The organism is Thioalkalivibrio sp. ALJ7, assembly GCF_000376865.1.
GTDB lineage: Bacteria > Pseudomonadota > Gammaproteobacteria > Ectothiorhodospirales > Ectothiorhodospiraceae > Thioalkalivibrio.
The window spans coordinates 1-24,761 of sequence record NZ_AQXQ01000004.1 but is presented as its reverse complement, the minus strand read 5'-3'; the positions used below and the strand labels follow the sequence as shown (position 1 = coordinate 24,761).

The 24,761-nt window shown below is 64.3% G+C and carries 21 protein-coding genes; 14 read left to right on the top strand and 7 right to left on the bottom strand.

Going from position 1 to position 24,761, the window contains the following annotated elements:
* Window positions 1–2 precede the first annotated feature (2 nt).
* From fdx to D002_RS0100515, 11 genes are all read left to right on the top strand, one after another.
* On the top strand, window positions 3–341 hold the full coding sequence (gene fdx / locus D002_RS0100565; protein WP_018139973.1) for an ISC system 2Fe-2S type ferredoxin: 339 nt from the start codon (window positions 3–5) through the stop codon (window positions 339–341).
* A 14-nt stretch (window positions 342–355) separates the two neighbouring features.
* Window positions 356–559: a Fe-S cluster assembly protein IscX gene (gene iscX, locus D002_RS0100560; protein WP_026181409.1), complete on the top strand. Its 204-nt coding sequence runs from the start codon at window positions 356–358 to the stop codon at window positions 557–559.
* A gap of 437 nt (window positions 560–996) precedes the next feature.
* Window positions 997–1,428, top strand: coding sequence for a nucleoside-diphosphate kinase (gene ndk, locus D002_RS0100555; RefSeq protein WP_018139971.1), 432 nt, complete (start codon window positions 997–999; stop codon window positions 1,426–1,428).
* 100 nt (window positions 1,429–1,528) lie between these two features.
* The gene (locus D002_RS0100550; protein ID WP_018139970.1) at window positions 1,529–2,662 is read left to right on the top strand and encodes a bifunctional tRNA (adenosine(37)-C2)-methyltransferase TrmG/ribosomal RNA large subunit methyltransferase RlmN; all 1,134 of its coding nucleotides are present in this window, start codon (window positions 1,529–1,531) and stop codon (window positions 2,660–2,662) included.
* Window positions 2,659–3,429: a type IV pilus biogenesis/stability protein PilW gene (gene pilW / locus D002_RS0100545; protein ID WP_018139969.1), complete on the top strand. Its 771-nt coding sequence runs from the start codon at window positions 2,659–2,661 to the stop codon at window positions 3,427–3,429. The genes D002_RS0100550 and pilW overlap by 4 nt, the downstream gene beginning before the upstream one ends.
* Window positions 3,426–4,625 carry a helix-turn-helix domain-containing protein gene (locus D002_RS0100540; protein WP_018139968.1) on the top strand — a complete coding sequence of 400 codons (1,200 nt, stop codon included), beginning with the start codon at window positions 3,426–3,428 and terminating at the stop codon, window positions 4,623–4,625. Before pilW ends, D002_RS0100540 begins: the two co-directional genes overlap by 4 nt.
* A gap of 74 nt (window positions 4,626–4,699) precedes the next feature.
* Window positions 4,700–5,971: a histidine--tRNA ligase gene (gene hisS, locus D002_RS0100535; RefSeq protein WP_018139967.1), complete on the top strand. Its 1,272-nt coding sequence runs from the start codon at window positions 4,700–4,702 to the stop codon at window positions 5,969–5,971.
* Window positions 5,972–6,004: 33 nt separating this feature from the next.
* Entirely contained in the window at window positions 6,005–6,619 is a 615-nt protein-coding gene (locus D002_RS0100530) for a tetratricopeptide repeat protein (protein ID WP_018139966.1), read from the top strand.
* A 45-nt stretch (window positions 6,620–6,664) separates the two neighbouring features.
* Window positions 6,665–7,825, top strand: a complete 1,161-nt coding sequence (bamB, locus tag D002_RS0100525; protein ID WP_018139965.1) for an outer membrane protein assembly factor BamB — start codon at window positions 6,665–6,667, stop codon at window positions 7,823–7,825.
* Between the two features lie 49 nt (window positions 7,826–7,874).
* Window positions 7,875–9,332, top strand: coding sequence for a ribosome biogenesis GTPase Der (gene der, locus D002_RS0100520; protein ID WP_018139964.1), 1,458 nt, complete (start codon window positions 7,875–7,877; stop codon window positions 9,330–9,332).
* Between the two features lie 8 nt (window positions 9,333–9,340).
* Entirely contained in the window at window positions 9,341–10,537 is a 1,197-nt protein-coding gene (locus D002_RS0100515; RefSeq protein ID WP_026181408.1) for an aminotransferase class I/II-fold pyridoxal phosphate-dependent enzyme, read from the top strand.
* 98 nt (window positions 10,538–10,635) lie between these two features.
* Here D002_RS0100515 and D002_RS0100510 read toward each other — a convergent pair whose 3' ends face one another.
* From D002_RS0100510 to D002_RS0100500, 3 genes are read right to left on the bottom strand one after another with little or no spacing between them, the layout of a single operon-like run.
* Entirely contained in the window at window positions 10,636–12,303 is a 1,668-nt protein-coding gene (locus D002_RS0100510) for a Na/Pi symporter (protein ID WP_018139962.1), read from the bottom strand.
* Between the two features lie 49 nt (window positions 12,304–12,352).
* Window positions 12,353–13,741 (bottom strand): sodium-dependent transporter, encoded by a 1,389-nt coding sequence (locus D002_RS0100505; protein ID WP_018139961.1) that lies wholly within the window; start codon window positions 13,739–13,741, stop codon window positions 12,353–12,355.
* A 21-nt stretch (window positions 13,742–13,762) separates the two neighbouring features.
* On the bottom strand, window positions 13,763–15,400 hold the full coding sequence (locus D002_RS0100500) for an alpha-D-glucose phosphate-specific phosphoglucomutase (protein WP_018139960.1): 1,638 nt from the start codon (window positions 15,398–15,400) through the stop codon (window positions 13,763–13,765).
* 472 nt (window positions 15,401–15,872) lie between these two features.
* On the opposite strand from D002_RS0100500, the gene D002_RS0100495 reads away from it, so the two are divergent.
* Complete coding sequence (locus D002_RS0100495) at window positions 15,873–16,355, top strand: DUF1249 domain-containing protein (protein ID WP_018139959.1); 483 nt, start codon at window positions 15,873–15,875, stop codon at window positions 16,353–16,355.
* Between the two features lie 30 nt (window positions 16,356–16,385).
* Here the strand turns inward: D002_RS0100495 and D002_RS0100490 are convergent, their stop codons facing one another.
* Both D002_RS0100490 and D002_RS0100485 read right to left on the bottom strand, forming a co-directional pair.
* Entirely contained in the window at window positions 16,386–18,527 is a 2,142-nt protein-coding gene (locus D002_RS0100490) for an EAL domain-containing protein (RefSeq protein WP_018139958.1), read from the bottom strand.
* 27 nt (window positions 18,528–18,554) lie between these two features.
* Complete coding sequence (locus D002_RS0100485; RefSeq protein WP_026181407.1) at window positions 18,555–20,681, bottom strand: HDOD domain-containing protein; 2,127 nt, start codon at window positions 20,679–20,681, stop codon at window positions 18,555–18,557.
* Between the two features lie 216 nt (window positions 20,682–20,897).
* Between D002_RS0100485 and D002_RS0100480 the strand changes: the two genes are divergently transcribed.
* Window positions 20,898–22,325, top strand: coding sequence for a MinD/ParA family protein (locus D002_RS0100480; protein WP_018139956.1), 1,428 nt, complete (start codon window positions 20,898–20,900; stop codon window positions 22,323–22,325).
* Between the two features lie 32 nt (window positions 22,326–22,357).
* Here the strand turns inward: D002_RS0100480 and D002_RS13215 are convergent, their stop codons facing one another.
* Window positions 22,358–22,534 (bottom strand): PLDc N-terminal domain-containing protein, encoded by a 177-nt coding sequence (locus D002_RS13215; RefSeq protein ID WP_018139955.1) that lies wholly within the window; start codon window positions 22,532–22,534, stop codon window positions 22,358–22,360.
* A gap of 169 nt (window positions 22,535–22,703) precedes the next feature.
* Between D002_RS13215 and D002_RS0100470 the strand changes: the two genes are divergently transcribed.
* The gene (locus D002_RS0100470) at window positions 22,704–23,153 is read left to right on the top strand and encodes a YaiI/YqxD family protein (RefSeq protein WP_018139954.1); all 450 of its coding nucleotides are present in this window, start codon (window positions 22,704–22,706) and stop codon (window positions 23,151–23,153) included.
* A 361-nt stretch (window positions 23,154–23,514) separates the two neighbouring features.
* Here D002_RS0100470 and D002_RS13210 read toward each other — a convergent pair.
* A protein-coding gene (locus D002_RS13210; protein ID WP_155996075.1) for an IS3 family transposase occupies window positions 23,515–24,692 on the bottom strand; the annotation gives its coding sequence in 2 pieces (ribosomal slippage) (window positions 23,515–24,425 and window positions 24,425–24,692; 1,179 coding nt in all).
* Window positions 24,693–24,761 lie beyond the last annotated feature (69 nt).

Below are 24,761 nucleotides of genomic sequence, written 5' to 3'. Positions count from 1 at the left end.
ACATGCCCCAGGTAATCTTTTTGCCCCACGAGGAAATCTGCCCGGAGGGGGCCTCTATCGAGGCCGATCCGGGTATCAGCATTTGCGATCTCGCGCTGAAGAACGGCATCGAGATCGAACACGCCTGCGAGAAGTCCTGTGCCTGCACGACTTGTCACGTCTACGTGCGCGAGGGCTTCGACAGCCTTGAGGAGCCGACCGAGGACGAGGAGGACATGCTGGACAAGGCCTGGGGCCTGGAACCGGATTCGCGCCTGTCCTGTCAGGCGCTGGTGGCCGATACTGACCTGGTGGTGGAACTGCCCAAGTACACCATCAATCAGGTTTCCGAAAACCACTGAGCGAGGGGATGGCGATGAAGTGGACCGACACCCAGGAAATCGCGATGCAGCTGGCCGATGAACACCCGGACGTTGACCCGCGCAACATCAATTTCATGGACCTGCGCCAGTGGGTGATGAACCTGCCGGAATTCGACGACGACCCGGAACGCTCCGGCGAACGCATCCTGGAAGCGATCCAGGCCGCGTGGATGGACGAAGCCGACGTCGACGACTGACCGGGCGCCCTGGTGATCCGGGGCGTGTATTCACCACGAAGCTCACGAAGGCACGAAGAAATTCAAGGGCGAAACCCTTTTCCACCACGGAGAACACAGAGGACACAGAGAAGGGAAATGCGTTGAAGCACCATCCGGTTTCGGGTTTGGTTAACGCCCCAGCCCAGTACTTTGATGTTTTTCATCCATTGGCTCCGTGTCCTCCGAGAACTCCGTGGTTCAACCGACCTTGACCTTCTTCGTGCCTTCGTGTGCTTCGTGGTGAAATTGAGGTTTTTGGCGGCGGATTGCCGCGGGAGCGTCAGGTCGCTAGACTACGCGCCGCACGTTGTGTCCGCGTTGATTTTGCGTTGGGAACCCGCTGTTCGGCGGGTTCTCTCGTTTCCAGGGCGGACTCGGCGACCGATCTTCAATCCAAGTAGCAGGAGAGCCGTCCCATGGCCGTTGAACGCACCCTTTCCATCATCAAGCCTGACGCCGTTGCCAAGAACGCGATCGGCGACATCATCGGCCGCTTCGAGAAGGCCGGACTGAAGATCGTCGGTGCGCGCATGATGCACCTTAGCCGTGAACAGGCCGAGGGTTTCTACGGCGTGCACAAGGAACGCCCATTCTTCAACGATCTGGTCGAATTCATGATCTCCGGCCCGGTGCTGGTGCAGGTCCTGGAAGGCGATGACGCCATCGCCAAGAACCGCGACATCATGGGCGCGACCAACCCGAAGGAAGCGGCCCCGGGCACTATCCGTGCCGACTTCGCCGTCTCCATCGACGAGAACGCCGTGCACGGCTCCGATGCCCCGGAAACCGCCGAGCGCGAGATCGCCTTCTTCTTCGGCGACGACGGCGTCTGCCCGCGCACCCGGTAATACCGGGTTTTGTCGCCTACGGGGCCGATGCATGCGGCCCCGTAGGCAGGCATCCCTTTGGCGCAGTACACTAGGGAACTTGAGTCAATCGGTCCCTGTTATGGCACGCGCATCCTCCACTCCCCTGAATCTGCTGGGCTACAGCCACCAACAGCTTGTCGAGCTGCTGGCGCAGTGGGGCGAGCCGCGTTTTCGTGCCACCCAGCTGATCAAATGGATCCATCAGCGCGGGGTCATCGACTTCGATCAAATGACCGACGTCTCGCGCAAGCTGCGCGAGCGTCTGGCGCGCGAGACTGAGATCCAGGTGCCCGAGATCGGCCTGGAAAAGGCCTCCTCCGATGGCACCGTCAAGTGGGTGCTGCGGCTCCCCGATGGCAATGCCATTGAAACCGTCTTCATCCCCGAGGGCGGACGCGGCACGCTTTGTATCTCCTCCCAGGTCGGATGCGCGCTGGACTGCACCTTCTGCTCCACCGCCCAGCAAGGCTTCAACCGCAACCTGACCAGCGCTGAAATCATTGGCCAGGTCTGGCTGGCCATGCAGCGCCTGCCGGCCCCCGAGGGTCGCAAGCGGGCGGTCAGCAACGTGGTCCTGATGGGCATGGGCGAGCCGCTGGCCAATTTCGATGCAGTCGTCCCGGCCTGTCAGTTGATGACTGACGACAACGCCTACGGCCTGAGCCGCCGGCGGGTGACGCTGTCGACCTCCGGTCTGGTGCCGGCGCTGGACCGCTTGAGTGAACACACGGATGTTGCCCTGGCCGTGAGCCTGCACGCCCCGAACGATGCCTTGCGCGATCGTCTGGTGCCGATCAATCGCAAGTATCCGATTGCCCAGCTACTGGACAGTTGCCGCCGCTACGTCGAGGCGACCGACGCCCACAGTGGCGTGACCTTCGAGTACGTTCTGCTGGCGGGGGTGAATGACCAGCCCGAACACGCCAATGAGTTGGCGGGGCTGCTTCGGGGCATCCCTGGCAAGATCAATCTGATCCCGTTCAACCCGTTCCCGGGGGCGCCTTTTGATCGTCCGCAGGAGGCCGATGTGCTGGCCTTTGAGCGGCGCTTGCAGAAGGCGGGTTATGTCACCACGGTTCGCCGGACCCGGGGCGACGACATCGACGCCGCCTGTGGCCAGTTGGTAGGGCAGGTTGAGGATCGAACGAATCGTGGGATGCGGATGTTCCGCCTGCACGCCGAGTTGCCGCAGACTGACCGGAGGGTTTCATGACCGCACGCACAGGTTTGCGGATCGCCGGGGTGCTCGCCCTGGCGCTACTGGTGGGTGGCTGTGCGGCGACGGCGGACCGGCCGGTATCCGGCGAGCGCGAGGAGGCGGCCGAGGTGCACGCCGAGCTGGGTATTGGGTACCTGCGTGAAGGCGAGTTCGAACAGGCGGAACGCAACCTGCGGCGGGCGCTGGATTACGATCCCGGCTATGCGCTGGCCAACATTGGGATGGCCGCGGTGATGGAGCGCAAGGGCGAGTCCGCGCAGGCCGAAGATCACTATCGGCGTGCCCTGCGGCGTGATTCGGGCAACCCGTTTGCGCAGACCAACCTGGGTGCGCTGCTGTGTGGTCGGGAGGACTTCGACGAGGCTCAGGAGTTGTTCGCCAAGGCGATCGACAATCCCGACTATGATCGTCGCGACATCGCGTACATGAACTCGGGCGTTTGCCATGCCGATGCCGGTGATATCGAGTCCGCGGAACGCCAGCTGCGCCGCGCTCTGGAACTGAACCCGCAATACCCGCGCGCGTTGCTGGAACTGGCGCGCCTGACCTACGAGGATGACCGGCCGATGCAGACGCGTGCGTTCCTGCAGCGCCTGGATAGCCAGAATGTCGAGAATGCCGAGACGCTGTTGCTGTGCTATCAGGCGGAAACTGCGCTGGGCAACCGTCGCGCAGCCAATGCCTGCGCGGAACGCCTCAATCGTCAGTACCCCGACAGTGCGGAAAACAACGAGGTACGGCGACTGGAGCGTGAAGGGTGAAGGAGCCGCATGACAAGGAGCCAGGATTGGGACGCGTTGACGAGGTGGATGATTCGACAGGGAATGTGGCCCCACTCAGGACGGATTCGGCGGACCCCGATCCCGAGCCGTCCTTTTCTGCAGCGAATGGGCTGACCAGCCGCGACCGACCAACTCCTTCGGAGTCGGATGTCGCCGAAGGTGATCACGAACCGGGTGCAAGCCTGCGCCGCGCGCGCGAGGTGGCTGGGCTGGATACGGCAACGCTTGCGAGTCGCATCCATCTTGGGCGGGGCACGCTGGAGGACCTGGAGGCAAACCGATTTCACCATATGCCACCCGCCTATGTGCGCGGGTATCTGCGCTCCTGTGCCCGCGAATTGGGCGCGGATGTAACGCCCTGGATTCAGGCCTTTGAGCGTCATGGGCTGGAGGATCCAGAATTGCGTGCCGTGGCGACGCCTTCTGCACGTGGTCCTAGGCGTCGCCGGGGGCGAGGCATCTATTGGCTCGCCCTGTTGCTATTGCTGGTGCTGCTGGGTCTGGGGGTGTACGCCTGGAACGAACGCACGGAAAGCCCTGTGCTGCCTTCGCTGAACCTAGGAGATGCACAGGATGTGTTGCATGGACTGACCAGCGGTGACGACGCGAGTACCCAGGACGCAAGCGCGGCCGAGGAGGCCTCGTCCCAGGAAGGTGTGGATTCTGAGGCCCCAGCGTCTTCGAGTGAGGCATCCGAATCCGCGGAGGCCGTCAGCCCGGAGCCCGTCGTTGCGCCGCCCCCCAGCGGCGAGGCCGAAGCGGCGCCGACAGCGTCTTCCGAACCGACGTTTTCCGCCGAGGAACTAACCGAGCTCGTGGTGTCGCGGGCCGCGGAGTCGGAGGATGCGGGAGCAGCGGCGGACACGCAGGAAGCGCTCTCGCCGCTGGCCGCAGCGGAAGCTTCGCCGTCGGCATCAGCCAATGACGGCGGTGGCGCGCTACTGGTATTGGAATTTAGCGAGACCTCCTGGGTGGAGATCCGCGACGCCGCAGACGACGTGGTCCTGACCGGTGTGCTGAGCCAGGGCGATCGCGAGGAGGTGCGTCTGGAGCTTCCGGGTCGCGTGGTTCTGGGAAACGCCAGCGGCGTCTCGCTCACCCTGGACGGTGAAGCGGTCGACATCCAGCCGCATGTCCGGGGTGACCGCACCGCCCGTTTCGACCTGGAAGGCTAAGGGCCTGCGGGCCGTTGCCGTTGCCGTTGCCGATGTGTTTCGGCGCGTTCATCACGAAATAATCAGAAGAAGTCATGAAATCGATCCAATCCATCCGCGGGATGCACGACGTCCTGCCCGAGTCCATTCACGTCTGGCAGCATCTGGAAGCCACCCTGCGCGAGGTCCTGGAGGGCTACGGTTACCACGAGATCCGCATGCCGATCGTGGAGGCGACCGAGTTGTTCAAGCGTTCCATCGGGGATGTGACGGATATCGTCGAGAAGGAGATGTACACCTTTGACGATCGCAATGGCGACAGCCTGAGTTTGCGCCCCGAGGGGACCGCCAGCTGCGTGCGTGCCGGTATCCAGCACGGGTTACTCCACAACCAGGTGCAGCGGCTGTGGTACCTCGGGCCGATGTTCCGCCACGAGCGTCCGCAGAAGGGACGTTACCGCCAGTTCCATCAGGTGGGAGTCGAGGTGTTTGGCCTGCAGGGGCCGGATGTCGACGCCGAGATGCTGGCGATGACGGCCCGTCTGTGGCGGATGCTGGGCCTGGCCAACGTACGCCTGGAGTTGAACACCCTGGGGACCCCCGAGAGTCGTCAGCGCTATCGCGACCACCTGATCGCCTATTTCGAGCAGCATCGCGACGCCCTGGACGAAGAGGCGCAGCGGCGGTTGTACGACAATCCGATGCGCATCCTCGACAGCAAGCACCCGGCAACCCGGGAGGTCGTGGCCCAGGCCCCGAGCCTGATGGATGATCTCGATGATGCTTCCCGGGCCCATTTTGACGGCCTTTGCAACCACCTTGCGGCTTTGGGTATTCCGTTCGAGCACAACCCACGGCTGGTGCGTGGCCTGGATTACTATACGCACACGGTATTCGAATGGATCACCGATGATCTCGGCGCCCAGGGCACGGTCTGTGCCGGCGGCCGTTACGATGGCCTGGTCGAGCAGCTGGGCGGACGCGGGACTCCGGCGATTGGCATGGCGATGGGTCTGGAGCGACTGGTGGCCCTGCTCGAGGCGCGCGAAGATGCCCCGGCGGCCCCTGGCCCGGATGTGTATCTGATTGTTGGTGGTGACGAGCTCACGGGCCCAGCGCTGCAACTGGCTGAAACACTGCGCGGTGAACTGCCCGGACGGACCCTGGTCCAGCACTGCGGTGGCGGTAGTTTCAAGTCGCAGATGAAGCGAGCCGACCGTCTGGGTGCTCAGTATGCCCTGGTGCTCGGGAGTGACGAACACGCCGGGGGCACGGTGACGGTGAAGCCGTTAAGATCGCAGGGCGGCGAACAGGTATCTGTCGAACGCGGAGCCCTGGCCGATCATTTACGCACGGCGCTGCAGTAACGCGACGACGCAACGTAACGGATAGAGAAGACGATGAGCGACCTCTCCGACGAAGAGAAAGCGGAACGAATCAAACAATGGTGGGCGGATAACGGCCTGGCGATCGCGGCTGGCCTGGTGCTGGGCATCGGCGGCCTGTTCGGCTGGAACTGGTGGAGTGACCGCGAGGAAACGCGGGCGCAGGCCGCTTCGGAGATGTATCAGGCCTTGCAGGTCGCCGGCCAGACGGGGCAAACCGAGCGCGCCGCCGAGCTTGCTGATGCGGTCATCGAGCAGGGCCGGGGGACGCCGTACCGTGCCCTGGCGTGGATTTATCGAGCCGACGCAGCCATCGCACAGGACGATATCGAGGGCGCAATCGATGCGCTGCAGGCGGCACGGGATGCGGCACCGGATCGGGGCTACCGCGACGTCTTCACCCTGCGTCTGGCTCGCAAAATGATCCTGGCCGAGCGTCTGGACGACGCCGAAGCGACTCTGGCCGACGTTCGCAGCGAGGCATTCACCGGACTGAAGCGCGAGCTGGAAGGAGATCTGGCGCATGCCCGCGGCGACCGCGACCGGGCCCGCGAGCACTACCGTGCGGCGCTCGATGCCGGGCATAGCCCGGAGTATCTGCGCCTGAAATACGAAGAACTTTCCGTCTAGAGGACCCGTCGCCTGATGTCTGTGCCTTCCCTAACGAGTCCGGCCGTGCGTCTGCTGATTGCCAGCGCGCTGATCCTGTCCCTGAGTGCCTGCGGGCTTTGGCAGCGTGATACTACGGAGCCGCCTGCGGACCTTCCGGAGTTCGAGGCTGAGGGTCAGCCGGAGCGCCTCTGGTCGCGCTCCATCGGTAGCGGGGGTGAGCGTTTCCTGTGGCAGGTATACCCGGGTATCGCCGAGGACCTGGTGGTGGTGAGTGATGCGGCCGGTCGCGTCTCGGGCCTGAATCCGGATGGAGGCAGCCAGCGTTGGCAGAACCGTCTCGACAATGCCCGGGTCTCGGCCGGGGTGGGTGTTGGTGAAGAGATTGCAGTGGTCGGAACGCTGGATGGTCACGCCATCGGGGTGGATCTGGCTGATGGTGGTGAGCGTTGGCGGTCTGCGCTATCCAGCGAGGTCCTCGCGGTTTCGGATGTTTCCGGCGGGCTTGTCGTGGTGCGGACCAATGACGGGCGTATCCATGCCCTGGATGCCTCCTCCGGGGCGACCCAGTGGACCGCGCTACGCACCACACCCTCGCTGAGCCTGCGTGGTGGGCAGCGCCCGCAGATTACCTCGGGCCGCGTGCTGGCTGGCTTCGACAATGGGCGGCTGCTGATGCTCGGGCTCAACCGTGGCAACGTGTTGTGGGAGACGACCCTGGGGGTCTCGACCGGCCGCACGGAGGTCGAACGCATGGTGGACGTGGACGGGCATATTCCGTTGTACCGCGGGGCTGCGATCGCGGCCACCTACCAGGGTCGCCTGGCCGCACTGGACCTGAACTCCGGTGAGATCTTCTGGGCGCGTGATTTCTCCTCGTACCAGGGTGGGGACGTGGATACGGACTCCGATGTCCTGGTGGTGACCGATGCCGAGAGCCATGTTTGGGGACTGGATCCTCGCAGCGGCGGTGACCTCTGGCAGATGGACGGCTTGCGCCTGCGTGGGGTAACGGCCCCGGTGGTGGTGGGTCCGCATGCGATCGTCGGAGACTACGAGGGCTATCTGCACTGGGTCGACCTCGAAGACGGCCGCATTGTCGCCCGCCTGCGGGCCAGTTCCGGGGCGGTGGTCACACGCCCCACTTTGGTCAACGGGACTTTGTATGTCATCACCGACAACGGTCAGCTGACGGCGGTGAACCCCGAGATTGGGGGCAGCGAGTGAGTAGCGCCTGGATTGACACGCGCCTACCACGCGCGGACCGCAACGACTCATGATCCCCGTTATCGCCCTTGTCGGGCGCCCCAACGTGGGGAAGTCGACGTTATTCAACCAACTGACCCGTTCGCGCGATGCCCTGGTGGCCGATGTCGCCGGGCTGACGCGTGATCGTCAGTACGGGATTGGCAAGGTCGGCGATTTTCCCTATTTGGTGGTGGATACTGGCGGTCTGTCCGGGGAAGGTGCGGCGATGGACCGCGCCATGGCCGAGCAGACGCAACGGGCGGTCGAAGAAGCCGATCACGTGTTGCTGCTGGTGGATGCCCGCGATGGACTGACACCGCAGGACCAGGTGATTGCCGACCAGCTCCGCGCCGCAGGGGTCAAGGCACGCCTGGTCGTGAACAAGACCGACGGTCTGGATGCCGATTCCGTCAGTGCCGAGTTCTATGCGCTGGGTCTGGGCGAGGTCACCTCCATCGCGGCCTCTCACGGGCGCGGTGTGCAGGGCCTGATGCAGGCGGTGCGCAAGGATGTGGCGGCCGAACGCCGGGCATCCCAGGCGGCGGGCACGGCCAGTGGCGACGAGGCCGAAACGGATGGTCTCGACGAGGCGTCGCAGCAGGCGGCCCTGGACGACTGGCCGGGTATCCGCGTGGCCATTGTGGGGCGTCCCAATGTGGGCAAGTCGACTCTGGTCAACCGCATCCTGGGTGACGAGCGTGTGGTCGCGACCGATGTCGCCGGGACGACCCGCGACAGCATCTTTGTCCCCTTCGAGCGCGACGGCCAGGACTACACCCTGATCGACACCGCGGGTGTTCGGCGGCGTGCCCGGGTGCACGAGGTCATCGAAAAATTCAGTGTGATCAAGACGCTGCAGGCCATCGAGGCCGCCCATGTGGTGATCCTGGTGGTCGATGCCCATGCCGGGCTGTCCGATCAGGATGCGCACCTGCTGGGGATGGTGATCGAGGCCGGGCGTGCCCTGGTCCTGGCGGTGAACAAGTGGGACGGCATGCGGGACGATGCCCGCGAGCGTATACGGGACGAGCTTGATCGCCGCCTGGGCTTCGTGGACTTCGCCCGCATGCGCCTGATTTCGGCGCTGCACGGAACCAACGTCGGGCACTTGCTGGATGATGTGAAAGAAGCCCACGCCAGCGCCTTTCGAAAGGTCTCCACGCCGGAACTCACCCGCCTGCTGGAGGCCGCGGTGGCGGAGCATGCTCCGCCGATGGTGAGCGGTCGCCGCATCAAGCTGCGCTACGCTCACCAGGGGGGGCAGAACCCGCCAGTGATCGTGGTCCACGGCAACCAGACGGATTCCCTTCCGGGTAGCTATAAACGCTACCTGGAGAACTTCCTGCGCAAGCATTTGAAGCTGGTCGGGACCCCGATGCGGATGGAATTCCGCTCCGGGCGTAATCCCTTTGCCGGCCGCCGCAACAAGCTGACCCCGAGGCAGCAGCACAAGCGCAAGCGCCTGATGCGGCACGTGCGCCGCTAAGCATCGGCATGGCCTCGCAGCCCCCTGCGTATCCAGCCGGACCCCCGGCGCTGTCGGCATTCGCGAAGGTCGTCGAGCCATTTCGCGTCATGGATATTCTGGCGCGGGCGCAGGCCGCCGAGCGAGCCGGACGCGACATCATTCACCTGGAGGTGGGCGAACCCGACTTCCCGACCCCGCCACCGGTGATTGCGGCGGGCCGGGCCGCGCTGGCGGGCGGGGATACCCGGTACACCCCTGCGCATGGCACCCAGGCCCTGCGCGAGGCCCTGGCGGCCGATTATCAGCGGCGTCACGGGGCCGAGGTCGACCCGGAGCGGATTGTCATTACCGCCGGGGCCTCCGCCGCCATCCTTCTGGCCCTGGCGGCCGGGGTGAACCCGGGCGAGGAGGTCCTGCTGCCGGACCCGGGGTATGCCTGTAACCGCCAGTTCGTTTCGGCCCGTGGCGCCATCCCCGTCGGTCTACCCGTGTCGGCAGGGGTGGGCTTTCAGCCGACTGCGGACACGATTGCCGCCGCCTGGGGTGCGAACACCCGGGCCGTGCTTCTCGGCTCCCCGGCCAACCCGACCGGCACCTGCCTGTCCCGCGAACGCCTGGCCGCCATCGTGGAAGTCGTTCGCGAGCGCGGGGGGCTGGTGATCATGGACGAGATCTATGCCCAGATCGTGTTCGAGTCGCCGGAGCCCAGTGCGGTAGCCGGGTTTCCGGATGTCGTGGTGATCAATTCCTTTTCCAAGTACTTCGCGATGACGGGGTGGCGTTTGGGCTGGATGGTGGTGCCGGAAGCCTGGGTTGACCCGGTACGGCGTCTGGCGCAGAACCTCTTCGTGGCCCCGGGCACTGTGGCGCAGGCCGCCGCACTCGCGGCTTTCGCCCCCGAAACCGAGGACCTGCTGCAGTCCCAGGTCCAGGAACTAAAGGCGCGCCGGGATGTGCTGCTGGGTGCGTTGCCGAGGCTCGGCCTGGAAGTGCAGGCACGCCCGGAGGGGGCGTTCTATGTCTGGACCGACTGTCGGGCGCATGGAGTGGATTCCGAGGCCCTGTGTGCCCGAATCCTGGACGAGACGGGAGTGGCCCTGACTCCGGGCACGGACTTCAGCCCCACCAGCGGTCGCGATTACGTGCGCATTGCTTACACTCAGTCCGAGTCCCGCCTGCGCGAGGCGCTGGAGCGCCTGCAAACCGTGTTCGCCCGCGGGTGACACGGCGCTCGCGGTTCGGTGACCATCGCACTGTAGGAGGCTAGCCCTCTGGCCGAAGGGGGGCTGGCGCGGCCGCGATCGCCGAAAGTACTCGGCTCCTATGCGCTGGCGGCGGCGGTTTCAGGGGCCTCGTAGCGGGCGCCCTCCGGGGAGGCCAGCAGCAGGGAGTAGCGGCGCAGCAGCCAGACCCCGCGCTCGAACAGGCTGGTGGCACCGAACACTGCGTCGCGCGTGCTGCCGACGAGTTCGCCGCCGGTCAGTAGACGGCGCCGGATCGAGTCCATCAGTTCCGAGCGATCATGGGTCAGCGACTGCAGCAGTTCGATGTCGTCGGCATCCCCGGTACGCGCCGCATCGTTCAGCGTCAGCAGCATCATGTGGAGGGTCTCGATCAGGCCATGGGTCAGCGCACGCGCCTCGGCCGAGTCCTTGCCCGTGCGCGCGCGTTCGACCTCGATGACCAGGTCGTTGAGGGTCTCCTGCAGCGACGCGATCAGTTCGTTCCGGCTCTTTAACACGATCGCATGGTCCAGGGTGGCGCCGCTGAGGGCGCCCGACAGGATTTCGTCCAGGAATTGTGCCGTCGCGTCCGCGACCTGGGTTCCGCCGCGCTGCAGGCTAACGCGGTCGTGACGGGGCTGCGGAATCTCGTCGCGTACGCCGTCGAGATATTCCGGCAGGTGCCGCAGCAGGCGCAGCTGCTCCTGCTCAGCCAGCATCAGGGCACTGCCCGCGTCGTTCTGGGCCCCGGCGTAGAGGTACTTCGGTTTCCCCAGGGTCTCCTCCGCGGTGGGTGGGGCCTTGCGTTCGAGATAGTCGGCGACGCGGTGGTGGAACGGGTGCATGACCATGTCGCAGGCAATCTGATAGAGCACATAGGAGAACGCGATCTGGAAGCCAATCCCGACCGGGAGTGCGGCCAGCAAGGCCGCGACCAGCGGGATGCCGCCGTAGAACTCGATCCAGAACAGTGGGAGCAGCAGAGCTAACCCCATGGCCTTGAGGATGAATTGGTACAGCGCTAGCTGACGCCCGAGCCCCTTGTGCGAGGCGGCTAGCACAAGGGTGCTGATGCCCGTGCCGAAGCCCGCGCCATAGACCACCATCAGCCCGTACTCCAGATCGATCACGCCACTAGCGGCCAAGGCCATGGTGACGATGGTGATGCTGGAGGCGGAGTGGGCGATGACCGCGAATACCAGCCCCGTCACGAACGCGATCAGGAGGGATTGCGCCGAGAGGGACATGAGTTCGGTCATCCAGGGGAGGTCGGCCAGCGGCTTGGCCCCATCCTTGATGAAGATCAGGCCCAGAAACAGCAGCCCAATGCCGAGCAGCGCGCGGATCAGGTGGCGCAGACGAGCAGACTGGTCGCGATCGAAGTAGAACAGCAGACCGGTCACCCCCACCAGGATGAACACCATCAGGCTCAGGTCCAGGGCGGCGATCAGCACCAGCAGCGAGGTCCCGAGATTGGCAAAGTTGATGACCGGCTGGGCACGGCGTGCATCCAGCACGCCTGCGGTCACTAGCGAGATCAGCACGAAGATTACGGCGTGGATGCTCTGGCTGATGGCGCCGCCTACCAGTCCCAGCGCTGCAGCGGAACGATCGCTTGCAGTTGCCCGTCCGACCAGGGTGCGCAGGCGCCGATCCGCCAACTGGCGCAGATGTTCGCTAATCAGGCGGATGCCGACGAAGAACAGCCCGAGTCCCGCGAACAGGGTGGCGGCGATCTCGAACGTGACGATCCATTCATCATTCATGGGCGTATTCTAACGGTGCCTGAGGATGCAACGTGCAGCGGGCTTCGGTTCACAGCGGCAGATGGCCGCTCAGGTCCGACAGCTGCCAAAACAGGCCAAGCAGGGCCGCGGGCGCGAGATACCGCAGGAGCGTGCGCCATACCGAGTGGGTGATTCGCCACTGTCCCATCTCGCTGGCGGCGATCTGGTTGGGGATGACCCAGCCCGCGAACAGGGCGATCAGCAATCCGCTTATGGGTAGCAGGATATTGATCGAGGCATGCTCGATCAGGTGGTAGAGCGTGGGCAATTCCCGCCCCAGCAGGGTGAGCTCGATCTGTGCCCATTCGGCATCGGTAAACGAGGCAATGGTGATCAGGCTGAGCCCCCAGATGGCGAGTCCGGAGATCATCGCAGCCCCGGCCGGATGCATCCCGAAGCGCTCCCTTAGCAGGTGCACGAAGACCTGCACATTGGCAATCATGGTGCTGAATACCCCGATACCCAGGACCACGAAGAATACGGTCGCGAGCAGCACGCCCGCCGGGATGGCCGAGAGTGCCAGGGGCAGAGCCTCGAACATCAGACCCGGCCCCGCGGCGGGATTCAGTCCATAGGCGAACACGATGGGAAAGATTGCAAGCCCCGCGATCAGGGCGATCAGGGTATCCGCGATCGCGACGCCGATTGCGGTGCCGGCGATGGAGGTCTGCTGCGGTAGATAAGCCCCGAACATCATCAGCACGCCGGAGGCCAGGGTCATGGTGAAGAACGCGTGACCCACCGCGATCAGGATGCTGTGACCGTCGAGACCCGAGAAATCCGGGTAGAACATGAACCCTAGGGCCTGCGAGAGATCCCCCATGATCATGGCACTACCCATCGTAACCAGGAGCAGCAGGAACAGGATCGGCATGAGCCAGCCTGCCCAGCGTTCCAGGCCGCGACGCAGTCCGAGGGCGACCACCGCAGACGTCGCGAGAATGGCCAGCGTGGTCCAGAACAGCATCCCCGAGCCTGATGTGGTGATCGCCTGGAAGGTGGCGCTGACGTCATCCGGGCTGGCCGATGCGAAGGCACCACTGGCGGCCTGGGGTATGTAGGCGAAGACCCATCCGGCGACCACGACATAGAAGGTCATGATGAGGAACAGGGCGAGAATCCCAATCCAGCCGACGAGGGTCCAGGTGTCGTGGGCATGGCTTTCGCGTGCCACCGCCAGGGCCGCATATCCGGGTGAGCGGCGCCCGCGGCGGCCGATCATGACCTCCGCCATCATTACGGGTATGCCGATCAGCGCGATGCAGCCGAGATAGATCAGCAGGAACGCGCCGCCACCATTCTGGCCAAGGATATAAGGAAACTTCCAGATATTGCCGAGCCCCACCGCCGACGCCGTGGCGGCGAGTACGAAGGCATAGCTGTGCGTCCAGCGCTGCCGGGTGGCAATGACGTCCATCGAGCCGGTACGCGTAACCGTTCAGGTTACGACGTCGGGCCCCTGGCGTCCGGTCCGGCCGGGTATGTCGCCCATCCGGCTGGCGGCCTCGATCAGCGGGCGCAGAAGTTCCTGCGGATCGGCGTCCAGGTGATCCGGATGGCTTTCGTGTTGCTCGAAGTACAGGCGGAGTGTGGCGCCCTCGGTACCCGTACCCGATAGCCGGAAGATGATCCGGGCGCCACCCTCGAACAGGACCCGCAGGCCCTGGTGCTCCGTCAGGCTATTGTCGACCGGGTCGCGGTAGGCGAAGTCGTCCGCGCGGGCGACCCGCATGCCGGCCAGGGATTGCCCCGGCAGCACCGACAGTTGTTCTCGGATGCGGGCCATGACCTGCTCGGCGCGATCGCTTTCCACGCCTTCGTAATCATGTCGGGTGTAGTAGTGGCGGCCGTACTGGCGCCAGTGGTCGCGCACGATCTCTTCCACGGACTGGCGGCGCGCGGCCAGCAGATCGAGCCAGAACAGCACGGCCCACAGCCCGTCTTTCTCGCGGACGTGGTCCGAGCTGGTACCGAAACTCTCTTCTCCACACAGGCGGATGCGGCCGTCATCCAGCAGGTTGCCGAAGAACTTCCAGCCGGTGGGGGTCTCGAAGCAGGGAATGCCCAGTTTCTCGGCGACGACATCCACGGCCTGGCTGGTGGGCATGCTGCGGGCAACCCCCTTCAGCCCATCGGCAAAAGCCGGGATGTGGTGGGCGTTGGCAGCCATGATCGCCAGGCTGTCCGAGGGTGTCACGAAGAAGTGGCGGCCGAGAATCATGTTGCGGTCACCGTCGCCGTCGGAGGCGGCGCCGAAGTCCGGAGCGTCGCGGCCGAACAGGGATTCGCGCAGTTCCCGGGCATGCGACAGGTTCGGGTCGGGGTGGCGGCCGCCGAAGTCCGCCAGCGGTTCGGCCCGGAGGATGGTGTCGATAGGGGCGCCCAGCCGATTGACCAGGATTTCCTCGGCGTACGGGCCGGTGATCGCGTGCATTGCATCGAATCGCATGGCGAAGTGATCCGAGCGCAGCAGCTCGCCGATACGTTCGAAATTGAACAGCGTGGCCATGTAGTCGGCGTAGGGTGCGACCGGGTCCAGGATCTCGATTTGGGTGTCGCCGATCGTCTGCATGTGGAGGTGATCGATGTCCACATGCTCGGCACCCTGGGCGATCCGATAATGCTGGATCTGCATGCTCTTCTCGAAAACGGCATCGGTCACCGACGGCGGTGCCGGTCCCCCGTTGGCCGTGTTCAGTTTGATCCCGAAGTCGCCCTCTGGCCCGCCTGGATTGTGCGACGCGGAGAGGATCAAGGCGCCGTTCGACCCGCGGGTTCGGATCAGATGCGATGCTGCGGGGGTGGATAGCAGGCCACCCAGGCCGACAACGACCTTCTCTGCACCATTGGCGATGGCCATACGGAGGATGATCTGGATGGCTTCGCGATTGTAGAAACGCCCATCGCCACCCAGAAGCAGCTCCCCATTGGTGAGTTCCGGGCAGGCATCAAACAGGCTCTGCACGTAGTTCTCGAGGTAGTGCGGCTGGCGGAACTGCCGAACACGTTTGCGCAGCCCGGAGGTGCCGGGCTTCTGATCACTGAACGAGCGGGTCGTGACGACACTGATGTCCATGGGGTCGCGCATCCTTGTTGGTCTGAGGCCGCCCGCGAGGACGGGGGTCTACGAATTCGAAGTTACCAAAAAGTCTAGGGAGACGCTGACTTAATCGCACGTCCGCGCTCGAGTCGCTTTTGCGTGCGAACAAGGCGCGGTGACTGCCGTGCAGTCATTCTGCACAAGGGAACCGCAACGCTGTGCGCGCGCCCGTTTTTGATAACAACGGGCGGCCGAGCCCCTGCTTTCAATGGCTTGCGGGGTTGGTGCCCCCCCGATTCTGAATGAATATGGCCCGATCCTGCGTTGCGCCCCGAATCCATCAGAAACGGGCGGGTAGAACCACTACCCGCTGCACGACGCGCCTTGTCTCGGAAAACAGGGGGCACCAACGCGGACGTGCGATTAAATCAGCGTCTCCCTAGGGGGTGTCCCGTCCGCGATACGGACAATCGCGGTCCTGCAAATGGGTGCTGTTAGACTGCGCGGCATGTTACTGGAGCGTCAGACACCCTCCCACCTGGAGCCGCGGCCGGAAAGCTTTGCGGCGCTGATGGAGATGTACGAGGAAAATTACCTCGCGCTGCGCCGTTTGTGCCCGAACCTGGAGGCGCAGCCGTTGCGATCGGTGTCGCGGGTCGAGGGGGCACTGGATCTGCACCTTGAGGTGCTGGAGCGTACGCGCTACACCACCACGCTGCACCTTACCTATCACTTCGACCACCAGGGAGAGCGTCGTCAGCAGCCGGACATGCGTGTTCGCATGTTCCATGATGCGCGCCAGGCGGAGGTGCTGGAGTTGCATTGCCGCAGTATGGCGGCGGGCCAGGTGCCGGAGATGCTGAGCGGCCACCCGGGGCTGGTTTGTCGCTGGCGCCACAACCGCTTCCTGTACAAGTGGCTGCGCTATTGCCTGCGTCAGGGACACCGCTTCCACACGGATGCAGCTTCGGAGGCCGTGGCGGCCGAATAGGGCCGGGGATGCGGTTGGATGAGTTTCTCGCTATTTGCAGGCCGCTGGCCGAGCGATGAGGGCGTCATCCTGCAGGAGTGTGTGCAGCGGCGCTGGCTGGCCGAACAAGAAGCCCTGCAGCATCGGACATTCCAGATTGCGCAGGTAGTCGCGGTGGGCCTCCGTCTCGACCCCCTCGGCGACGATATTCATGTTCAGCCCACGCGCCATCGAGATAATGGCATTGACGATACACGCCTCGTCATTTCGGCAGATGGTGTGGGTGAAGCTGCGGTCGATTTTTAGCGTGTGGATCGGCAGTTTCTGCAGGTAGCTGAGGGACGAGTAGCCGGTCCCGAAGTCGTCTACCGCGATCTGTACGCCCGCGGCACCCAGGCGGTTCAATTTGTGCACCGTATCCATGGTGTCGCTCATCAACAGGTTTTCGGTGATCTCGACTTCCAGTAGATCGGGGGGGAAGCCGATTTCACCGAGGATGCCGAGAAAGTCCTCGACGAAGTCATCACGTTCGACCAGTACCGGGGAGAGGTTGACCGCGAGGCGCAATTCTTGCGCGGCCTCGCGGTTGTGACGCTGGATCTCGCGGGTGGCCGTGCGCAGGGTCAGGCGGTCGAGATCCACGATCAGGCGCGTGTCCTCCGCCACCGGGATAAATTCGGCGGGGCCCAGTAAGCCCAGCTCAGGGTGATCCCAGCGGATCAGGGCCTCCACGGCTACCATTTGACCGCTTTCGGTGTCGACTTGGGGTTGGTAGAGGATATGGAACTCGTCGCGCTCCAGCGCGCGACGCATATCCTGCTCCAGCTGCAGTCGCCGCGGCGGGTGCCCCCCCATCTCCGGGCTGTAGACGCGGACCCCGGTCTTGCCGGTGCTCTTTTCGCGGTACATCGCAATGTCGGCGTTCTTGATCAGTGCCTCTAGGTTGTCGCCCGCGTCGGGGTAGATCGCGATTCCGATGCTGGCGCCAACGAACAACTCGTGATCGCCGATTTCGAACGGGGCCTGCAGGCTTTCGAGGATCTTGTCGGCCACCTGGATCGCGGCGTCACTGCTCGCCAGTCCAGGGATCAGCAAGGTGAACTCGTCGCCGCCGAAACGCGAGAGGGTATCTCCCTTGCGGATGCAGGACTGCAGCCGCTGCGCGACGCCTTGCAAGAGGCGGTCTCCCACCGTGTGGCCGAGAGAATCGTTGATGACCTTGAAGCGATTGAGGTCGATGAACAGGACGGCGAGCTGTGCCCCGGTGCGCTGAGCGTGGGAGATCGCGACATCCACGCGATCTCGAAACAGGGCTCGATTCGGCAGGCGCGTCAGGAGGTCGTGGTAGGCCTGGAAATTGATGAAGGCCTCGGATTCCTTGCGCTCGGTGATATCGCGAGCGGTCCCGTAGATCAGGGGTTCGGTGGCCCCGCCTTCGGAGGTTTCGCTGGATGCAGTCGGCCAGACCGCGACCTCGAAGTAGTGGCGTGTGCGTGAGGGCTCCGCGGGCCTCAGAGCGATCTCCGCCGAGCGCACGTGGGCCTGCTGCTGGGAGGCCTGGTCGAAGAAGTAGGAGGCCTTGTCGCGTTCATCGGGTTCGACGAGGTCGAGGATCGAGGTGTCCAGCAATGCCTGGCGCGTGTGGCCAAGGAGTTCGTGAACGCGCGAATTGATAAACCGAAACCGCTTCAGGGAATCGAGGACGAACACGATGTCCGGGGAATTGTTCACGATCATGCGGTGCAGGCGTTCCGACTTTTCCAGCCGGCTCCGCATTTCGATATTGGTATCTTCCAGTGCCTTGTGCCGGAGCGCGTTGCGTACGGTTGCCAGCAATTCGGCCGGTTCATAGGGCTTTTTCAGGTAATCGTGGGCACCTTCTCGGAGGGCGCCGGCGACGTCTTCCACCGTGCTGTTTCCGCTGACGACCACCGTCTGAGTCTTGAGCTGTGCCGCCTGTATGAACCGCAGCACATCCAGCCCTCCAAGGTCGGGCATCGCCAGGTCCAACAGCAGCAGGTCAAAATGTTGGTTGCGCAGGGCTTCGATTGCGGCGCCGCCACCGGAGGCGGTTTGCACCGGGTAACCCTCGATCGCCAGCAGGTTATGCAGGCTCTCGAGCAGGCCGGGGTCGTCATCGGCGATCAGGATTCGGACGGACTGCGGGTCAATCGGCACGTCACGTTCGGTCATCAGGGCCTCGGTGTTAGTGGCACATCTTTATTGCGTCGTCCCTGATGCGTCCGCCGAGCCCGGTTGTTGATGGGGCAGGGTGATCTCGAAGCGCGTCCCTGCGCCGGTGCTGGTAAAGGTGAGTCCCGCACCGATCTCCTCGGTGAGGCGTTTGACGATACTCAGGCCGAGCCCGGAATGGCTAGTACCCTTGGTGGAGGTCACCGGCGAGAACGCCGCGGCCTGAACCTCCGGCGGCAGGCCTGGACCCTTGTCGCTAACGGTCAACGGTACTACACGGCGGCCATTGAGCGTCGTCGGTGCGCGAGTGGTGATGGTGATCTCGCCACCAGAGTTTTGTGCCTCGGCGGCGTTTTTCAGAAGGTTGGTCAGGATCTGCCGCAAATGGTCTGCAGGTATCGAGAGCGGTGGTTCGGCGGGTGTCAGGTCCAGGTGCAGCTGGATCCCGCGCGTGCGGCAGAGCGAAACGTCGACAATATCGGCGACCTGTCGGACCAGCGTGTTCAGCGCCATCGGACCCGTATCGTCGGCCGGCCCCGCTTCCGGGTCCCGCAAGCGCAGCAGGATCCGTCCCACCCGGTCAATCTCGTCCTTGATGAGGCCCAGTTCGTGACGGGCATCGTGTTCTTCCCCGAGTTTCCGATTTAGCACCCCAAGATAATTCTGGATAATGCTGAGGGGGTTGCCCGCTTCGTGCACGGTCTCGCGGATACGTTCCTCCGTGTGATCCGCCGGGCCAGCGCTGCTGTACTCGGGCTGCGTCAGGGCGCGCGCGATCTCGCGGGCGAGAGAACGGATGAAGTCATTGCGAGCCTCCAGCGCGTCTGCCTGGCTTCGGCTCAAGCCGAGGATGAGCACCCCGGCGGCTTTCTGGCCCTCGGCCAGCAAGGGGAAGCTCCAAAGCAGCTGGGCCTCGCACAGCCGAAACAGCTGTTGATCGATCACTGGGAGGCCTGCGGCGTTCTCTTCCTCGTGGCGACGGATCTCGCGATCCAGCAGGGTGTCAGTAACGAGGCTGCGACCGGGAAGCAGCGGCAGGGTAAAGTCCGGCGTCTCGTCGTCTTCCACCCAGGCGGAGACCGATTGCTGGTCGTCGTCGACGAGGAACAACAGGCTCTGACTGACTCCCAGGGTGAGATACAGGGTGCGCCGGGCGGCCAGGCAGCGCTCCTGCAAACTGGCGGCGCGCGCCAGTTCGCCGTTAACCCGTTCGAGTTCGGTGAGGTCGCGCACACGGCGGCCGAGCGCCTGTTCTGCGGCCCGATCGGCTGATTCTGCCTCCGCCTCGGGCGGTGGCTCGGGTGCTTCCAGGTCGATCTCGAGTGATCCGGCAATGCGGCGGACGTCTTCATCCACGCGGCCGCGTAGCTCGCGCACCAAGCCTTCGTTCAGGCCGAACAGGGTGTCCGCAGCGGCCAGGGCCGTCTCGTTGCAAGTGGTTTCGGCGGTGCTGGACAGCGTAGCCGGGAGACAGCCGAGCGCATGGGCCAGATTGACGATCTTGACCAGGTGGTGGGCATCCCGTACGCGCTCAGCGGGTTCCAGGTGATAACGCACGGCGTCCGCGACGAACCGACCTAGCCCCCAGACCTCCAGGCACTCCCCGCCGAGTTCACCGTAGTGCTGGCCATACGTGTTGCACTCTATTTCCACCAGATGAGGGTCGTTTGTAGCGGTCTGCAGGAGGGGCCAATAGTGACCCTCGTCCTCCACCAATCGCAGTAGACGCCCAATATCGATTAGCAGGCCGGCGAGGTAGGCCTCTTCCGGTCGTGGGTAGCGGGTGAGTGTGGCGAGGACCTGGGCGAGATTCGCGGTGGTCAGGGCGCGGCGCCATATGATGCGCAGATAGTTGCGGTGACGTGGCCCGAAGGTCCCGAACAGCTGTTGGATGGCGGCCGTTAGAGCGAGGCTGCGCACGGTGTCCAGCCCCAGGCTGAACAGGGCGCGATCGATGGTGCGGCAGGGCGAGCCACGATAGTAGAACGCTGAGTTGGCAGCCTGAAGCAAGCGGCTGGCCATGGCCCCATCCTGCATAATAGCGCGCGCGAGGGACTGGAAGTCCGCCTCGTCGGCCTGGGTGGCGTCCAGCACGGGGATCAACGCCTGGGGCAGGCTGGGTAGTCCGTCCGTTGCCGTATTCACCCTCGCCATACTCTTCCCCGGTGACGTTACAGGTGGTCGGTCGCCCCTGTTGCCCTTGCGTGAATTCGGCGGTCGGCTCGCGCGGGCCGCGGTCGCCGAATGTGCACCGATGTCCGACTATACTGTGCGGTCTTGTCCTGTGCTACCGAATGGGGTAGACCGGCCGTGAATTCACCGTCATTCTTTAAAGTATCAGTGCCGATGAATGCGATGCAGGAAGCCGCGATGTCTGATCGGAGTTCCTGGGGGAATCCCCATTCCCCAGGTGTGACGGGTCCGCGTGTCCTGGCGGTGGCCAGTGGCAAGGGTGGGGTAGGTAAGTCCAGCGTAGCCGTGAACCTTGGGATCACGCTGGCACGGCGTGGCCGGCGGGTGTGCATTCTTGATGGCGACACCGGTCTGGCCAACGTCAATATCCTGCTGGGCCTGCGTCCGCAGCGGGGGCTGGCCGAGGTGCTGGCGGGCGAGTGCGGGATCGAGGACATCCTGCTGGAGGGGCCGCATGGCCTGAAAATCATCCCCGGCGCCAGCGGCATTCGTGAGTGCGCCGAGCTGTCATCGGCCCACCAAAAGCGCCTGGTGGCGGAGCTCGCGCGAATCGAGCAGGACTTCGATGACCTCCTGCTGGATACTGCCGCCGGCATTGGCGATACCACCCTCGATTTCATGGCAGCCGGCCATCAGGTCTTGCTGGTGCTGACCCCGGAGCCTACTTCGCTCACCGATGCGTTCTCGCTGCTTAAGTTGGCGTTGCGTCGGCAGATGCTGAAGGTGCGGGTCATCGTCAACATGGTGGCAGACGTTGCCGAGGCGCGGAGCGTATTTCAGCGGTTCGCCAACGCGGTGGAGAAGTATCTGCATACCCAGGTGGATTTTCTCGGTTTTATCCAGCGTGACGAGAGCCTGCGCTCGGCCGTGACGCTGCAGCATCCGGTGGCGCTTTTTCCCGAGAGTGATCCGTCCGCCAGGCCCTTCCATCGCCTGGCCAACGCGCTAGAGGAAGATGTGCCCCAGGAGAGCAGTGCGTCGTTCAGCCGCTTCTGGCGAGTGCGGTTCGAGCCCGACCCGGTGGCCGATTGCGATCCTGGGCTGGCGCAAGAAGCAGTGGCGACTGCGGTAGAGAATCCGGAAACCGAGCCGCTTTCGTCGGGAGCGACGAGCGCGGACCCGGAGTGCCCCCTGGATCGTTTGCACCGCGCTTTCGAGACTGCGCTTGAGAAGGCCGAGCCTGCCGACCTGGCGGCCTCCCTGAATGGCTTGCATGACCGTTACTGGACCCAGGTCGGACAACCGGCAATTGATGTCCCCGGCGTTGTGACCGGGTTGTTGGCTCGGCCGGAGCTTCACGCGGAGACCCTGAGGGCGCTTCGGGAGGCACTGCCGGAGGATGGTTTGCGGGGCGTCAAGCAGGACGGACATCGACCGCAGGCCAACCCTGTGCCAGTGCCTTCGGTCCAGGAAACCGTGAAGCGGCCACCGGATTTCGGCTGGCGAGCCGAGGCTGAGGGAAGAGATGACCCACAGCGGGCCTCCGCGCGTAGAGGCCCGGGTTTCGACTGCGAACGGTTCGGATCGCAGGAGGCGTTGGCCGAACGCCTACGGCGACTGGCCGGTGCGGACATCAACCTCGCGGAGTTTCTCCGCCGCCTTTGACCGCCTCGACGTGGCACGCCTGCAGGACTTCCCTAACGTGGTCCAAGCAAGAGCCAGGCGATCAGGCCCACAAGTGGCAGGAACAGCAGGATCAGGATCCACAGGACCTTCACCAGAGGCGTTACGGGACTCTGCGCGGTACGAACAATCGCCCAGATCACGATTAACAGCCAGATCAGGCCGAGGATTCCAGAGACTTCAATGCCCATGCGGTGCTCCTTGCGCGGCTCGCCCCTGGCAGGGCAAGCGTTTTAGTTAGCGCGCTCTTGGTACCACATGCGAGTGCGGCACGCCAGTTCAGGCGGTTGGGGATGTGGCGGCTGTGGCAAAACGCGTACCCTGCGGTGAGACGACCAGCGAGCCTGCGGAAGGAGATACATGAAGATATGGGTCGATGCGGATGCCTGCCCCGTCGTGATCAAGGAAATCCTGTTCCGGGCATCCAAACGCACGGGCGTCCCGATCACCCTGGTGGCCAATCAGCCCGTACGTACGCCGCCGTCGAAGTTGATCGACTCGATCCAGGTGGGTGCCGGGTTTGATGTGGCGGACAACGAGATCGTGCGGCGCCTTGCGGTCGGCGATCTGGTCATTACGGCCGACATCCCGCTGGCCGCGGAGGTCATCGAGAAGGGCGGTCAGGCCCTGAACCCACGCGGTGAACTCTACACAACGGACAACATCCGCGAACGCCTGAGCATGCGCGACTTTATGGATACGCTGCGCGGCAGTGGTGTGGACACGGGTGGCCCCGCTGCCCTCGGTTCCCGCGACCGCCAGGCGTTCGGCAACGCCCTCGACCGCTGGCTTGCCCAACATGCCAAATAATCCGCCTCGCACGGAATGAGCGGTGTTACAGACGGAGTTGGCGGATCAGGCTTAGCGTTTCATTCGCGAGTTGTACCCAGTCGTCATGATGTGGGGTCCTGGTGGCCTGGCCGGCGCCGAGATTCGCGCCATGCCTCACGGGGCTTGGCTCGACCACCCCATATGCAAGTGTTGGGGATGCGGGAAGGTGTCGGGTTCGCCGGGGATCGCGTGTCGAGTTCACTACGAGGACCATCCTGTTTGCAGCGGTGTATTGCGATGCTTTGCCTGTGTCTGAGGTAACGGCGGGAGGGCCATCACCTTGAATGGACTCGCGAACGAACACACTCGCACCGTGACTGTGAGGCCTTCAGTGTGGCGGTCAAGTGATTTCGGACACCGCGTTAGGTGGATTGGCTGCCGTTGGTTGCTCGTAGACGCTGGGAGGCAGGTAGCCCAGCGTCGAGTGGATGCGAACGGTGTTGTAGAACCGAGCGATGTAGTCCGCGATATCCCGCCGCGCCTCGCCGTGGTTCGCGTAGCGGCGCTGCCAGACGCGTTCCGTCTTGAGGCTCAGGAAGAAGCGCTCGACGACGGCATTGTCCCAGCAGTTACCCCGGCGGCTCATGCTCGCCTGGATCTGGTGCCGGGCCAGTAGCCGCCGCCAGGCGGCGCTGGTGTATTGGCAACCCTGGTCGGAGTGCAGCAGCAGTCCCGGCTCCGGTTGGCGCTGCTCCAGCGCCATGCGCAGCGCCTCGCAGGTCAGGCTCGCCGGCATCTGCCGATCGAGGGCCCAACCGATGACCTTGCGCGAGTACAGGTCGAGGATGACCGCCAGGTAGCTCCAGCCGGTCGCGGTTGGGATATAGGTGATGTCGGACGCCCACGCCTGGTTCGGTCCGGCCGGGGTGAACTCGCGGTTGAGATGGTTTTCGGCGACAGGGGCCCGGTCGTCGCGTTGCGTGGTGGTCACAAAGCGCCGCCGCCAGACGGGCCGCAGGCCGCGCTCGCGCATCAGCGTCCGCACCCGGTAACGGCCCATGGCGGTGCCATCCGCCTGTAAGGCTTTTGCCAAACGCCGGCTGCCGTAGGTTCGCCCGGAAGCCGCGAACACCCGCTCAAGGTGAGCGCCAGCGGCGCAGGGCACGCTTGGACGTTCGGCCCGCGCCCGCGCCGCGTAATAGCCGGCCCGGCTCACTCCCAGCAGCCGACAAAGACGATGGACAGGGCCTTCTCCGCTCAACCGCGTGATGCAGCGATGCATCACTTCAGTTCCCGGGCGAAGAAGGCCGACGCTTTTTTTAACAGCTCCTTGTCCTCCTTCAACCGCCGGTTCTCCTCCTCGAGCTGGCGGATCCGTTGTTGTTCCGCCGTCAGCGGCCGACCCTCGCCCGGTTGCCCCTTGCGCTCCGCCTTGAGCTGATCGACCCAGCGGCGAACGGCCGTCTCGCCTAGATCCTGATCCCGGCATACGACCGAGACCTCCAGACCGTCATCGACCACCATCCGGGCCACGCGCTCCTTGTATTCGCTTGAAAAACTTCGGCGCTTGCGTGCCATGGTTGTTCTCCTCGTCCAGGGGGTATCGTCCCACCTAACGAGGTGTCCACGGAAATTAGACCAGCTCAC